Annotated in this window: 13 protein-coding genes; 9 read left to right on the top strand and 4 right to left on the bottom strand. The window is 68.2% G+C overall.

All coding sequences use genetic code 11. From position 1 onward, the window contains the following. Nucleotides 1-131 precede the first annotated feature (131 nt). Nucleotides 132-1148 carry a diiron oxygenase gene (locus ACJH6I_RS22240; RefSeq protein ID WP_226520634.1) on the top strand — a complete coding sequence of 339 codons (1017 nt, stop codon included), beginning with the start codon at nt 132-134 and terminating at the stop codon, nt 1146-1148. A 29-nt stretch (nt 1149-1177) separates the two neighbouring features. Then, nucleotides 1178-2854, top strand: coding sequence for a 4Fe-4S binding protein (locus ACJH6I_RS22235; protein ID WP_226520635.1), 1677 nt, complete (start codon nt 1178-1180; stop codon nt 2852-2854). A gap of 59 nt (nt 2855-2913) precedes the next feature. Here the strand turns inward: ACJH6I_RS22235 and ACJH6I_RS22230 are convergent, their stop codons facing one another. The 3 genes from ACJH6I_RS22230 to ACJH6I_RS22220 all read right to left on the bottom strand — a co-directional run bounded on the left by ACJH6I_RS22230 (nt 2914) and on the right by ACJH6I_RS22220 (nt 5284). After that, nucleotides 2914-3366, bottom strand: coding sequence for a VOC family protein (locus ACJH6I_RS22230; protein WP_020098902.1), 453 nt, complete (start codon nt 3364-3366; stop codon nt 2914-2916). Nucleotides 3367-3465: 99 nt separating this feature from the next. Next, nucleotides 3466-4608, bottom strand: coding sequence for a citrate synthase 2 (locus ACJH6I_RS22225; RefSeq protein ID WP_226520636.1), 1143 nt, complete (start codon nt 4606-4608; stop codon nt 3466-3468). Nucleotides 4609-4663: 55 nt separating this feature from the next. Further along, entirely contained in the window at nt 4664-5284 is a 621-nt protein-coding gene (locus ACJH6I_RS22220; protein ID WP_226520637.1) for a maleylpyruvate isomerase N-terminal domain-containing protein, read from the bottom strand. A 40-nt stretch (nt 5285-5324) separates the two neighbouring features. On the opposite strand from ACJH6I_RS22220, the gene pdxH reads away from it, so the two are divergent. The 7 genes from pdxH (at nt 5325) to ACJH6I_RS22185 (ending at nt 12318) form a co-directional block, all read left to right on the top strand. Beyond that, complete coding sequence (pdxH, locus tag ACJH6I_RS22215; protein ID WP_226520638.1) at nt 5325-5999, top strand: pyridoxamine 5'-phosphate oxidase; 675 nt, start codon at nt 5325-5327, stop codon at nt 5997-5999. Then, nucleotides 5996-7267 (top strand): MFS transporter, encoded by a 1272-nt coding sequence (locus ACJH6I_RS22210; protein ID WP_226522055.1) that lies wholly within the window; start codon nt 5996-5998, stop codon nt 7265-7267. Before pdxH ends, ACJH6I_RS22210 begins: the two co-directional genes overlap by 4 nt. A gap of 118 nt (nt 7268-7385) precedes the next feature. Continuing rightward, nucleotides 7386-8681: a citrate synthase gene (locus ACJH6I_RS22205; RefSeq protein ID WP_226520639.1), complete on the top strand. Its 1296-nt coding sequence runs from the start codon at nt 7386-7388 to the stop codon at nt 8679-8681. A 232-nt stretch (nt 8682-8913) separates the two neighbouring features. Then, on the top strand, nt 8914-10368 hold the full coding sequence (locus ACJH6I_RS22200) for an MFS transporter (RefSeq protein ID WP_226520640.1): 1455 nt from the start codon (nt 8914-8916) through the stop codon (nt 10366-10368). Continuing rightward, nucleotides 10358-10777 (top strand): MarR family winged helix-turn-helix transcriptional regulator, encoded by a 420-nt coding sequence (locus ACJH6I_RS22195; protein WP_053856484.1) that lies wholly within the window; start codon nt 10358-10360, stop codon nt 10775-10777. Before ACJH6I_RS22200 ends, ACJH6I_RS22195 begins: the two co-directional genes overlap by 11 nt. 49 nt (nt 10778-10826) lie before the next feature. Further along, nucleotides 10827-11192, top strand: a complete 366-nt coding sequence (locus ACJH6I_RS22190; RefSeq protein WP_036419981.1) for an FKBP-type peptidyl-prolyl cis-trans isomerase — start codon at nt 10827-10829, stop codon at nt 11190-11192. Between the two features lie 118 nt (nt 11193-11310). Next, the gene (locus ACJH6I_RS22185; protein ID WP_226520641.1) at nt 11311-12318 is read left to right on the top strand and encodes an OmpA family protein; all 1008 of its coding nucleotides are present in this window, start codon (nt 11311-11313) and stop codon (nt 12316-12318) included. Between the two features lie 85 nt (nt 12319-12403). Here ACJH6I_RS22185 and ACJH6I_RS22180 read toward each other — a convergent pair whose 3' ends face one another. Continuing rightward, on the bottom strand, nt 12404-13753 hold the full coding sequence (locus tag ACJH6I_RS22180; RefSeq protein WP_226520642.1) for a HAMP domain-containing sensor histidine kinase: 1350 nt from the start codon (nt 13751-13753) through the stop codon (nt 12404-12406). Nucleotides 13754-13802 lie beyond the last annotated feature (49 nt).

The raw sequence follows: 13802 nt of genomic DNA, 5'->3' as shown, positions 1-13802 counted from the left end.
GTGTGATCACGGTCACAATAGGTGTGCAGATGTGTGACGACGGGCACTAGTTTTTAGGTGGTACCTCCGGTACCGTTCGACACAAGACAGCCGAATGTAAAGCTGACAGAAAAGCCTTGGGAGGCTCGAAAATGGCTCGTACCCGGATGATCCGTCGTTGGCGCCGGAACATGGACGTGCTGGATGACGCTGTCTACGTGGAGAAGCTTGCCACGCTGTCCGAGGGGTCGGTGCGGCGCAACTTCAACCCGTATCAGGACATCGCCTGGGACTCTCCCGAGTTCGCGGTCGTGCCCAATGACGAGCGCTGGATCCTCCCCGACACCGATCCGCTCGGTGGCCACCCGTGGTACCAGGCGCAGTCGCAGGAACGCAAGATCGAGATCGGCATGTGGCGCCAGGCCAACGTCGCCAAGGTCGGCCTGCACTTCGAGAACATCCTGATCCGCGGCCTGATGGAGTACGCGTTCTGGGTTCCGAACGGTTCGCCCGAGTTCCGCTACTGCACCCACGAGGCCATCGAAGAGGGCAACCACACCCTGATGTTCCAGGAGATGGTCAACCACATGGGGGTTGACGTCCCGGGCATGCCCAAGCTGCTCAAGTGGATTCAGCCGCTGATCCCGCTGGCCGCCGGCCCGGCGCCCATCCCGTTCTTCTTCGGCGTGCTCGCCGGCGAGGAGCCCATCGACCACACCCAGAAGAACATCCTGCGTGAGGGCTCGGAACTGCATCCGATCATGGAGCGGGTCATGGCCATCCACGTGGCCGAGGAAGCCCGGCACATCTCGTTCGCCCACGAGTACCTGCACAAGCGCGTTCCGGAGCTGAGCCGCTGGAAGAAGTTCTGGCTGTCGCTGTTCGTGCCGCTGACCATGCGCATCCTGTGCTCGGCGATCATCGTGCCGCCGCGGGTCTTCTGGAAGACCTTCGACATCCCGCGCTCGGTGCGCGACGAACTGTTCTTCGACGCTCCCGAGTCGCGCATGTTCCTGCGCAACATGTTCTCCGACGTCCGCATGCTGGCGTACGACACCGGTCTGATGAACCCGCTGGCCAAGCTCATGTGGAAGATCTGCAAGATCGACGGCCCGCCGAGCCGGTACCGCAGCGAGCCGCAGCGTCAGCACGTCGTGGTCGCCGCCTGAGCATCTGAAAGATTCAGAGGACGCACGACATGCCTCATGTGATTACCCAGTCGTGCTGTAGCGATGGTTCATGCGTCTTCGCATGCCCGGTGAACTGCATTCACCCGTCCCCGGACGAGCCGGGTTTCGCTACCGCCGAAATGCTGTTCATCGATCCCGCCGCCTGCGTGGACTGTGGTGCCTGCATCACGGCCTGCCCGGTCGGCGCGATCAAGCCGGACACCAAGCTGACCGAAGCGCAGCTGCCGTTCATCGAGCTCAACGCGTCCTTCTACCCGAAGTACGAGGGCAAGCTGCCGCCGACGTCCAAGCTGGCGCCGGTGCCCGACGCCCCGGCGGTCGACCAGCGGCCGCACGGCCCGCTGCGCGTCGCGATCGTCGGCTCCGGGCCGGCCGCCATGTACGCCGCTGACGAGTTGCTGACCCAGCGCGGGGTCCGGGTCAACATCTTCGAGAAGCTGCCGACGCCGTACGGGCTGGTGCGCGCCGGGGTCGCCCCCGACCACCAGAGCACCAAGGGTGTGACGCGCTTGTTCGACCAGATCACGAAGCGCCGCGGGCTCGACTTCTTCCTCAACGTCGAGGTGGGTCGGGACGTCACGCACGCCGAGCTGCTGGAGCACCACCACGCCGTGCTGTACGCGGTCGGTGCGCCGAACGACAAGCGCCTCGACATCGTGGGCATGGAGCTGCCCGGAACCGGAACCGCCACCGAGGTGGTGGCCTGGTACAACGGGCACCCCGAGTTCTCGCATCTGCCGGTCGACCTGGGGCACGAGCGGGCGGTGATCATCGGAAACGGCAATGTCGCGTTCGACGTCGCCCGCATCCTGACCACCGATCCGGATGCGTTGGCGCGCACCGACATTTCCGACCATGCGCTGGCCGCACTGCGCGACTCGAAGGTGCGCGAGGTGGTCATCGTGGCCCGGCGTGGGCCCATCCACTCGGCGTTCACCCTGCCGGAGCTCATCGGCCTGACGTCGACGTGCGACGTGGTGCTCGACGCCGCGGACCACGAGCTGGTTCGTCGGGATCTGGAAGCCGAGACGGACGCACTGACGCGTCACAAGCTCGAGATCCTCACGAAGCTGCCCGACAGCTCGGCCCCGGCGACGCGGCCGCGGATCTGGCTGGCCTACGAGCTGACTCCGGCCCGCGTGCTCGGCTCGGACAAGGTCACCGGCATCGAGTTCACCGTCACCGGCACCGACGAGGTCCGTCAGCTCGACGCCGGCCTGGTGCTGACGTCAATCGGCTACCACGGCAAGGCAATTCGTGGTCTGCCGTTCGACGATGCCGCCGGCGTGGTCCCCAACGACGAGGGCCGCGTCATCGATCCGGCCACCGGTGAACCGGTCCGTGGCAGCTACGTCGCGGGCTGGATCAAGCGTGGTCCGACGGGCTTCATCGGCACCAACAAGTCGTGCGCGGCACACACCGTGGACCGGCTGGTCGCCGACTACAACGCCAGCCGGCTTCGTGAGCCGACCGCGAAAAGCGGTGCGCTGCAACAGCTCATCCGCGACCGCCGGCCCGACGTCGTCGACATGGCGGGGTGGCGGGCCATCGACGCGGCAGAGATCGCGCGCGGCGGCGCCGACCGGCCGCGGGACAAGTTCATCGACGTGTCCGACATGCTGGCCGCTGCCGCGAGCGCGCCCAAGCCGACGCTGCGTCAGCGGCTCCTCAGCGCGTTCTCCTGAGTGGTTTGTGCACGATTTTCCGCGGTCACCGCGGAAAATCGTGCACAAATCACTGGTCGCTAGCCCTGCTGGGCCGCCATCGCCTCGGCGATCTCCTCCGGGCTGACGACGCGCACGGTCTGCGCCAGCGACCAGTGGTGGCCGAACGGGTCCTCCACCTGGCTGTAGCGGTCACCCCAGAACATGTCCTGCGGGGCCATCAGTTCGCGTGCGCCGGCGTCGATGGCGCGCTGGTAGGCCGCGTCGACGTCGGGCACCTGCAGGTGGATGGTGACGGGCGTGCCGCCGAAGGCCGTCGGGGTCTGCGACTTGCCGCCACACATTTCCGGGAAGTCGTCGTTGAGGTAGACGTTCGACCCGTTGATGGTCAGTGCGGCGTGCATGAGCTTGCCGTCGGGCCCGGGCACCCGGCCGAGCTCGGTGGCGCCAAAAGCCTTGACGTAGAAGTCGATTGCAGCGGCGCCGTCGCCGACGACGAGGTGCGGGGCGAGGAAGGTCTGGGACTCGGTCATCGTGTTCTCCTCAGAGCGGTACTGCGTGGATTGGGGTCATTCGTTATGACCATCTCCAACGCTACTTCTCATCGGTGACAAGAAAACGGGTCTGAAGTGTCAGCTGTGCGCGATGCTGTCCCAGCCGGCCACCGAGTCCGCGGGGCGCGGCTGCGGGCCGACATAGATGGCCGCGGGACGGACCAGCTTGCCCAGCCGCTTCTGCTCCAGGATGTGGGCGCACCAGCCCGCGGTGCGGCCGCAGGTGAACATGGCGGGCATCATCGCGCTGGGCACCTGGGCGAAGTCCAGGATCACCGCGGCCCAGAACTCGACGTTGGTCTCGATGGCCCGGTCGGGACGGCGCTCACGCAGCTCGGCGAGGGCGGCCTGCTCCAGCGCGGCGGCGGCCTCGAAGCGCGGTGCGTCCAGGCGCTTGGCCGTGGCGCGCAGCACGCGGGCCCGCGGGTCCTCGGCGCGGTACACCCGGTGCCCGAAGCCCATCAGCTTTTCCTTGCGGTCCAGGATGCCCTTGACCACGGCCCGGGCGTCGCCGGTGCGCTCGGTCTCCTCGATCATCGGCAGCACGCGGGCGGGGGCGCCGCCGTGCAGCGGACCGCTCATGGCGCCGATCGCGCCGGACAGTGACGCGGGCACGTCGGCGCCGGTGGACGCGATGACGCGCGCGGTGAACGTGGATGCATTCATGCCGTGCTCGGCGGCGCTGACCCAGTAGGCGTCGATGGCCTCGATGTGCCGCGGATCCGGCTCGCCCTGCCAGCGGGTCATGAAACGTGCTGTCACCGTGGGGCATTCGTCGACGATGCGCTGCGGCACCGCGGGCTGGTAGATGCCGCGGGCCGACTGCGCGACGAACGACAGCGCCGTCACCGACGTCAGCGCCAGCTGCTCGCGGGCGGTCTCGTCGTCGATGTCGAGCAGCGGCTGGAAGCCCCACAGCGGGGCGAGGGTGGGCAGCGCGGCCTGGACGTCGACGCGGACGTCGCCGGAGTGCACGTGCAGCGGGAAGGGTTCGGCGGCCGGCAGGCCCCGGCCGAACTCGCCGTCGACCAGCAGTGCCCAGACGTCACCGAAGGTGACGCGGTGGCTCACCAGATCCTCGATGTCGACGCCGCGGTAGCGCAGGGCGCCGCCGTCCTTGTCCGGTTCGGCGATCTCGGTCGTGAAGGCGACGACGCCTTCCAGGCCGGCGACGAAGTTCTCGGGGATCTGCGGCGTCGACACTGACGTTGCCTCTGTCATGCCGAAATTGTTCCACTAGCCCGTGGACCGATGGCTACCGGCCGGTAACAAACGGTCAGACGACGGAGAAACCGGCAGGTAGAGCGCCGCGTCCGGTGAGCGCGGGCAGCACTGCGGCGGCCTGACCGGTCAGCGCCGCGATCTGCGCCGCCAGCACCGTGGCGTCGCGCAGTGTCTCGTCGGGCAGCGTGAAATCGATGCCGGTGGCCCGCGCGATGTCGAGGCTGTGCACTGTCAGCTCGAACACCCGGGTCGGCAGGTAGTTGCTGAGCCGGATGCCCAGGCCGCCGATCACGGCGATCAGGGGGTCGCCGGTCCCGTCCAGGTCGGTCCGCACCTGGGCCAGCAGGTCGGCGACTGTGGCCGCGGGGTCCGTCCCCAGATTGCGCCCGGCGTCCCGTCCGCGTTCGACGATGTCGGGGCTGCCGGCGGCGTAGGCGCGCATCAGCGCGTAGTAGTGCGCCGGTCCGGTCACGTCCTCCCGGTCGGCGGGTGTGCGCAGGTAGGTGCTGACGGTGATCAGTGACCGTGAGGTGTGCCCGACCAGCGCCCGCAGGTCCCAGTCACCGAGTCCCGGACCGTCCCACGCCGTGGCCGGGATCTGTGTCACCAGGTCCGCGAAAGCTGTTGCCGCCGAGACGAATACTGAATGGTCCGGGGGTGCGTCGGGCGCCATGTCTGCATTGTGTCACCGCATGGGCGTACCGTCGCCGATCATGGCATCCGATCACGTGGAGCAGTCGGCAGATCATCTGGCCCGGATGCGGGTCGAATACGGCTCGACAGAGAAGGACGGCAGCGTCGACCTCGACGTCGACTGGCTGGACCGGGGCTGGCTGGCGTTGTTCCGCGACTGGATGTCCGACGCGGTGCAGGCCGGGGTCTCCGAACCCAACGCGATGGTGCTGGGCACCGTCGATGCGCAGGGCCACCCCGTCACCAGGTCGGTGCTGTGCAAATCGATCGAAGAGACGGGCATCTCCTTCTACACCAACTACGACTCCGACAAGGGCGAGCAGCTGGCGGCGGTGCCCTACGCGTCCGCGACGTTCCCCTGGTACCTGCTGGGCCGTCAGATCCATATCCGCGGCACGGTGACGAGGGTCGACGCGGCGCACACCGCCGAGTACTGGTCGAAGCGGCCGCGTGGTTCGCAGCTGGGCGCGTGGGCGTCGCACCAGTCAAAATCGATTGCCTCGCGGGCGGCGCTGCTGGAACAGTTGCGTGACGTGACCGAGCGATTCGCCGACGTGCCGGAGGTGCCGGTGCCGCCGAACTGGGGCGGCTACCTCATCGCCCCGCAAGTGATCGAGTTCTGGCAGGGCCGAGAGAACCGCGTGCACAACAGAATTCGCATCACCGGCGACCGGATCGAACGGCTCCAGCCCTGAAAGGTCTGATCGCCGACACCACACCACTGCGCAACCCCGACTACCGCCGCCTGTGGGGGTCCAGCGTCGTCACGGTGATCGGCGCCAACCTGACGATCTTCGCGGTGCCCGTCCAGCTGTACGCGCTGACGCAGAACTCGGCGTACGTCGGCCTGGCGGGCGTGTTCAGCGTGGTGCCGCTCATCGTGTTCGGCCTGTGGGGCGGCGCCTGGGCCGACGCAATGGACCGCCGGCGGCTGCTGATCATCGCGTCCTGCGGGCTGGCGGTCGCGTCGGTGCTGTTGTGGGTGCAGGCCGCCGCCGGGCTGAACAACGTCTGGCTGGTGCTGTGCCTGCTGTCGGTGCAGCAGGCGTTCTATGCCATCAACTCACCGACCCGCTCGGCCGCCATCCCGCGGATGCTGCCTGCCGAGCAGCTGCCGGCCGCCAACTCGCTCAACATGACGGTGTTCCAGGCCGGCGCGATCGTCGGTCCGCTGCTGGCCGGCGTGCTGCTGCGCTGGGTGGACCTGTCGACGCTGTATTTCATCGACGCCCTCACCACGATCGCGCCGATCTGGGCCACGTTCCGGCTGACGCCGATGCCACCGGAGCACTCGCCCGACGACGACACCTCACGCTGGGGCTTCGCCGCCGTGCTCGACGGTTTCCGCTACCTGTCGGGCAACCGCGTCGTCCTCATGTCTTTCGTGGTCGATCTCATCGCGATGATCCTCGGCATGCCGCGGGCGCTGTTCCCGCAGATGGCCCACGAGAACTTCGGCGGGCCGGTCGCGGGCGGAACCGCGATGGCGCTGTTGTCGGCGGCCATGGCGGTCGGCGCGGTGGCCGGCGGAGTCTTCTCGGGATGGCTGCCCCGGGTCCGCAGGCAGGGCCTGGCGGTGGTCGTCTCGATCGTCGTGTGGGGCGCCGCCATGGCCGGTTTCGGGCTGGCGGTCGGCCACGCGACCGGCCGGCCGGACGGCTTCCTCTGGATCGCCCTGGTGCTGCTGGCCGTCGGCGGCGCCGCGGACATGGTCTCGGCGGTGTTCCGGAGCACGATCCTGCAGGAAGCCGCCTCCGACGAGCTGCGGGGCCGTTTGCAGGGCGTCTTCACCGTGGTGGTCGCGGGCGGTCCGCGGATTGCTGACGCGGTGCACGGCGCGGCCGCCGCGGTGGTGGGGACCACGGTGGCCGCGACCGGAGGCGGCGTCCTGGTGGTGGTCGGCGTCATCATCTCGGTCGTGGTGGTGCCGGCGTTCGTGCGCTATTCGGTGGCTCGCAACTGATGCTTGACAGCGGGGTTATGGCGACCCGAGCAAGCACATAGTTCTCTTAACGACTACCGTCTAGTCCCGGACGTTTCACCTGCCGACACTGCAAGTCGACACCGCAAAAGGGGTTCAAGTGGCCGACACCTCCAGCTCTGACGACGTAGCCAACCTCCGGTATCCCGGGGGCGAGGTCGATCTCAAGATCGTGCGCGCCACCGAGGGATCGGACGGCATCGAGCTCGGCTCGCTGCTGTCCAAGACCGGCTACACCACGTACGACGGTGGTTTCGTCAATACCTCGGCCACCAAGAGCGCCATCACCTACATCGACGGTGACGCCGGCATCCTGCGCTACCGCGGGTACCCGATCGAGCAGCTCGCCGAGAAGTCGAACTTCATCGAGGTCAGCTACCTGCTGATCTACGGGGAGCTGCCGACGGCCGCCGAACTCGAGGCGTTCACCACCAAGATCCAGCGGCACACCCTGCTGCACGAGGACCTCAAGCGGTTCTTCGACGGCTTCCCGCGCAACGCGCACCCGATGCCGGTGCTGTCGTCGGCGGCCAACGCGCTGAGCGCCTACTACCAGGACTCGCTCGATCCGAAGGATCCCGAGCAGGTCGAGCTGTCGACCATCCGCCTGCTGGCCAAGCTGCCGACCATCGCGGCCTACGCCTACAAGAAGTCGGTCGGTCAGCCGTTCCTGTACCCGGATAACTCGCTGAACCTGGTCGAGAACTTCCTGCGCATGACGTTCGGCCTGCCGGCCGAGCCGTACCAGGTGGACCCGGAGCTGGTCCGCGCCCTGGACATGCTGTTCATCCTGCACGCCGACCACGAGCAGAACTGCTCGACGTCGACGGTGCGCCTGGTCGGCTCGTCGCAGGCCAACCTGTTCACCTCGATCTCCGGCGGTATCAACGCGCTGTGGGGCCCGCTGCACGGCGGCGCCAACCAGGCGGTGCTGGAGATGCTGGAGAAGATCCGCAGCGAGCACGGCGACGTCCGCGACTTCGTCAAGAAGGTCAAGAACCGCGAAGACGGCGTCAAGCTCATGGGCTTCGGCCACAGGGTCTACAAGAACTACGACCCGCGGGCGCGCATCGTCAAGGAGCAGGCCGACAAGATCCTCGGCAAGCTGGGCGGCGACGACGAGCTGCTGGACATCGCCAAGTCGCTGGAGGAGATCGCCCTCACCGACGACTTCTTCGTCGAGCGCAAGCTGTACCCGAACGTCGACTACTACACCGGCGTGATCTACCGGGCCATGGGCTTCCCGACCCGCATGTTCACCGTGCTGTTCGCCCTCGGCCGTCTGCCGGGCTGGATCGCGCACTGGCGCGAGATGAGCGCCGACCCGGGCACCAAGATCGGCCGCCCGCGCCAGATTTACACCGGCTACACCGAGCGGGATTACCCCAACCACTGAGTTTCACCGAGACGGCCCCTTGCGCACTGTGCGCGAGGGGCTTTCTCTTTTCCCGCGAGCTTGCCGGCTTTCACTTTTTCCGCGAGCGGCCGTGTTTGTACGGCAACACGCCGCCTTTTGCGCGCAGTTCGAGGCCGCTCGCGGGCGCCGAGCGTGCGCGTCCTGCCCATGTCGCCAATGTCACGCCGAAACTCCATTGCCTCGGCAACGGTTGTAGTTTCACAATGGTTGTGTGAATACAACTATCGACGCGCTCACCTCACGGCGCAAGACGATCATCCTGATCTCCTGCTGCCTGAGTCTGCTGATCGTGTCGATGGACTCCACCATCGTGAACGTCGCCATCCCGTCGATCCGCCGCGACCTCGGCGCGAGCGCCGCCCAGATGCAGTGGGTCGTCGACGTCTACACGCTGGTGCTGGCGTCGCTGCTGATGCTCTCCGGCGCCGCCGGTGACCGGTTCGGCCGGCGGCGGGTGTTCCAGATCGGCCTGACGATCTTCGCGTGCGGTTCACTGCTGTGCAGCCTCGCGCCGACCGCGGACGCGTTGATCGCCGCCCGCCTGGTACAGGGCATCGGCGGCTCGATGCTCAATCCTGTTGCCCTCTCGATCATTTCGCAGGTCTTCACCGACAGGGTGGAACGGGCCCGGGCACTCGGTTTCTGGGGCGCGGTCGTCGGCATCTCGATGGCGCTGGGCCCGACCGTCGGTGGCCTGCTGATCCACGCCGTCGGCTGGCGGTCGGTGTTCTGGATCAACCTGCCGATCTGTCTGGCCGCCATCGTGCTGACCGCGATCTTCGTCCCCGAGAGCAAGTCGGGCACCATGCGCGACGTCGACCCGATCGGCCAGGGGCTCGCGGTGGTGTTCCTCTTCAGCCTGGTCTTCACCCTCATCGAGGGGCCGGGGATGGGCTGGGGCCACCCCCGCACCGTGGCCATCGCGGTGCTGGCGGCAGTCGCCCTCGTCGGCTTTCTGCGCTACGAGCGCCGGCGCCACGACCCGTTCATCGATCTGCGCTTCTTCCGCAGCATCCCGTTCGCCGGCGCCACCGTCACGGCCGTGATGGCGCTGACCGGCTGGGGCGCGTTCCTGTTCATGATGTCGTTCTACCTGCAGAACGAGCGGCACTACTCGGCGATGCACACCGGCATCATCTATCTGCCCATCGCCATTGGTGCCCTGGTCTTTTCACCGTTGTCCGGACGGATCGTCGGACGCTACGGCGCCCGGCCGTCACTGATGGTCGCCGGCGTCCTGATGGCCTCGGCGGCCCTCATGCTGACGACGCTGACCGCGACGACGCCCATGTGGCGAGTGGTCGTCATTTTCGCGGTGTACGGCATAGGGTTCGCGATGATGAACGCGCCAGTGACCAACGCCGCCGTGAGCGGCATGCCGGTGGAGCGCGCCGGCGCCGCGGCGGCGGTGACATCCACCAGCCGCCAGGTGGGCGTGAGTATCGGTGTGGCACTGTGCGGTTCGATCGCCGGCTCGGCCCTGGCCGGCAGCGGCGTCGACTTCGCCACGCAGGCCCGGCCGCTGTGGTGGATGTGCGTCGCGATCGGCGTCGCGGTCGCCGTCCTCGGCTTCTTCTCGACCTCGCCGCGTGCCCTGCGCTCCGCGGAGCGGCTGGCGCCACTGATCGAGGGATCGCGTGAGCCGGAGCCGGCCGGTGTCCACTGACCCGCTGGCCGACGAGGTCTGGCAGACCATGGCCGCCGTCGTGGTCGAGAACCGCGACAGCTGGAAACGCGCGGTGGTCGAGCAGACCGGACTGCCCTTCAGCCGGGCCCGGATTCTGCGCCGGCTGGATGCCAAGGCCATGACGGCCAAAGAGATCGCCGCCGCGACCGGCATGGACGCGCCGGCCACCACCGTCGCGATCAACGATCTCGAAGAGCGCGGACTGGTTGTGCGCCAACCGGATCCGGAGAACCGGCGCTGCAAACTGGTGTCGCTGACGGACGCCGGCGGCGCGGTGCTGCGCGGCATCGGCCAGATCGATGACCCGGCACCGCCTGTCTTTGCCACGTTGGACGCCGACGAGCTCGCCACGCTCCGTGACCTGTTGAGCCGGCTGCGCCGCCACTAGGGGTGCGGTTCCTGTCCACCCGCGGCAGGTGCCCGACTACGGTGGTCCCGTGGCAAACACCAAACCTGAGATCGAATTCCCGGACGGCCCGGCACCCGAGACGTTGGTGATCGAGGACGTCATCGTCGGCGACGGTGCCGAGGCGGTGCCGGGCGGCAACGTCACGGTCCACTATGTCGGCGTCGAATACGACACCGGTGAGGAGTTCGACAGCTCCTGGAACCGCGGCGAGACCATCGAATTCCCCCTGCGCGGCCTGATCCAGGGCTGGCAGGACGGCATCCCCGGGATGCGCGTGGGCGGCCGGCGCAAGCTGACCATCCCGCCCGCACAGGCCTACGGCCCCGCCGGTGGTGGGCACCGCCTGTCCGGCAAGACGCTGATCTTCGTCATCGACCTCGTCGGCGTCCGCTGACCTGATCGACTTGCTGTCGGGCTTAGAGCCCGGCGGTTGTGGCGTGTCATGGCGGCAACGTGCCGTCCCCACAGCTGTCGGGCTCTAGGCTCGAACGTGTTTCAGGGAGGGTTTTGCAATGCCGGACACAGCTGACGTCATCGAGCCGTCCGGCAGCGTCCGTCTCCTCGGCACGCGCGGCAGGGTGGCGGCGCTGGCTGTGGTGGTGGCCGTCGTCGCCGCGGTCGGCTGGGTGGTGTTCGGCACCTCCGACGAGCACCGGGCCCCGAGTTCCATCGCCGCCTCGGCGGTACCGACACCGGCACAGCAGCCCGAGTTGACCTCCGCGCCGTTCGCGCTGACCCGCGACGGCAACACCGTCACGCTGACGGGCAGCCTCGCCAACACCCGGTCGAAGTCCGAACTGGCCGCCGCGGTGAAAGCGCAGTGGCTGAACGCCACCTTCAACGACAAAACGACCGTCGTCGACGGCGCCGGGACCCCGGACATGGCGGCCATCGGCAACGTGCTCTCCGCGGCCGACGCCATCGCCGATTTCGGGCTGTCCATCGACGGCGCCACCATCACGCTGATGGGGACGGCGCCCAATCTGGACGTCGCCGGCGAGGTGCAGAGCGCCGCAGCGCTGTCGTTCCCAGGGGCGAAGCTGGCCAACAACATTCAGATTCCGGCGCCGGGTGGTCCGGTGGCGCCGCCTGCGCAGGCACCCTCGTCGGCCCCCGCGCCCACGTCCGCCCCGGCCCCGGCCCCGGCCGGTGGCCCGTGCGCGAAGGTGCAGGCCGACGTCACCGAACTGCTGCGCACCCCGATCAGTTTCGTCACCGGTGGATCGCAGATGACGGGGGAGTCCCGCCGGCTGCTGGTGCAGGTCGCCGACAAGATCCGGGCCGGCTGCCCGAACGGTGCGGTCACCGTGATCGGCTACACCGACAACCAGGGCAGCGACGCTGTCAACCTCAAGCTGAGTGACACCCGGGCCAAAGCCGTTGCCGCCGCGCTGGTTTCGAACGGTGTGCTGGCGGCGAAGATGACGGCCCGCGGCGCCGGCTCCGCCAACCCGATCGCCGACAACGGCACCGAGGAAGGCCGCGCGAAGAACCGGCGGGTCGAGATCACCGTCGGCTGAGCAGGCCCGCGGTCACCGCGCCGCGAGCGTGCCCACAGATCGGCAATTTTCGGAGATTGCGATCTGGCTGCACATTCGCGGCGGGCTAGTGATGCCCGGGCAGCCGTAGCAGCAGCCGCGTCCCGCCGAGCGGGCTGGTCTCCAATGTCGCCGTCCCGCCGTGCAATTCGGCCTGCTGGGCCACGAGCGCCAGGCCCAGCCCGGAGCCGGAGTGCGACGCCGTGGAACCCCGGTTGAACCGTCCGAAGACCTTCAGGCGTTCCTCTTCGGGCACGCCGCAGCCGTCGTCGTCGACGGCGATCTCGACCCCGGCGCGCGAACTGACCGCCGACAGCTGAACTTTCGACGCACCGCCGTGCTTGACGGCGTTGGCGATCGCGTTGTCGACCGAAAGTCGCAGTCCGGCAGGCAGTCCCACGATGATGATGGTCGGCGCCGGCACCAGCGACACCTCCAGGTCCGGGTACACGCGCATGGCGTCGTGCGCGGCGCGGTCCAGGAGTTCGGTGATGTCCACGGGCACATGGTCATCGACGGTGGACAGCTCGCCCTGCGCCAGCCGCTCCAGCGCCCACAGTGTGGTCTCGATGCGCGACTGCGTGCGCACGATGTCGCTCAGCACTTCCTTGCGCTGCTCGTCGGGCAGGTCGAGCGTGCTCAGGATTTCGACGTTGGTGCGCATCGCGGTGAGCGGGGTGCGCAGCTCGTGCGCCGACACCGCCGCGAAGTCCCGCGCCGACGCCAGCGCGGCCTTCGTCCGGCCCTTCTCCTCCCACACGCGGTCCACCAGACCCTTGACGGCGTCAGCGATTTCGACGGCCTCGGTGGCGCCGCGGACGTCGATGTGCGGGGCCTGCCCGTCCTGGCCCTCCGGATCGATGTCGCGCGTCTGCTGCGCCAGCCGTTTGAGGGGACGCACCGCGAACGCGGCCAGCGCCCAGCCCGCGACGGCGGCCGCGCCAATGGCGAACGCGCACAACGCGATCACCCGGCGGTGCAGATTGTTGGTGTCGACGATCGTCGCGTCGTACGTGGCGCCGACCGCCACCAGCATCGGGTCCGGCATGTGGATCTGCACCGTCCGCACCCGGTACCGGACGCCGTTGACCTGGGTATCGGCGTAGCCGACGGGCAGCTCGGGCAGCACGACATTCGAGTTCGAGCTGACCTGGCCGTTCCGGCGTGCGGTGATGACGACGTTCTCGTCGTGCGGTGGCCGCGGAATCTCGTCCAGCCCGCGCGGCAGGAACGGGATCGCGAAACCCGCGGCCTCGTCGAGGCGGCGGTCCAGGCGTTCCTTGCGGTCGTTGGTGATGCCGATCCACACGATGGTGCCGACGATCCCGACCACGATGGCCGCGGCGATACCGGTGGCGAACGCGACGCGCGACTGCAGCGACGGAGTGCGACGGAAGACGCGCGCCAGGATGTTCACGGCTACCGCTGCCGGTTCTTCGCGCAGGCGCTCATCAGTGCACTCTGTT

Source organism: Mycobacterium sp. SMC-13, assembly GCF_045311035.1.
Taxonomy (GTDB): Bacteria; Actinomycetota; Actinomycetes; order Mycobacteriales; family Mycobacteriaceae; genus Mycobacterium.
Note: the sequence above shows the minus strand (reverse complement) of the source record. Positions and strands in the feature narration are given on the sequence as shown.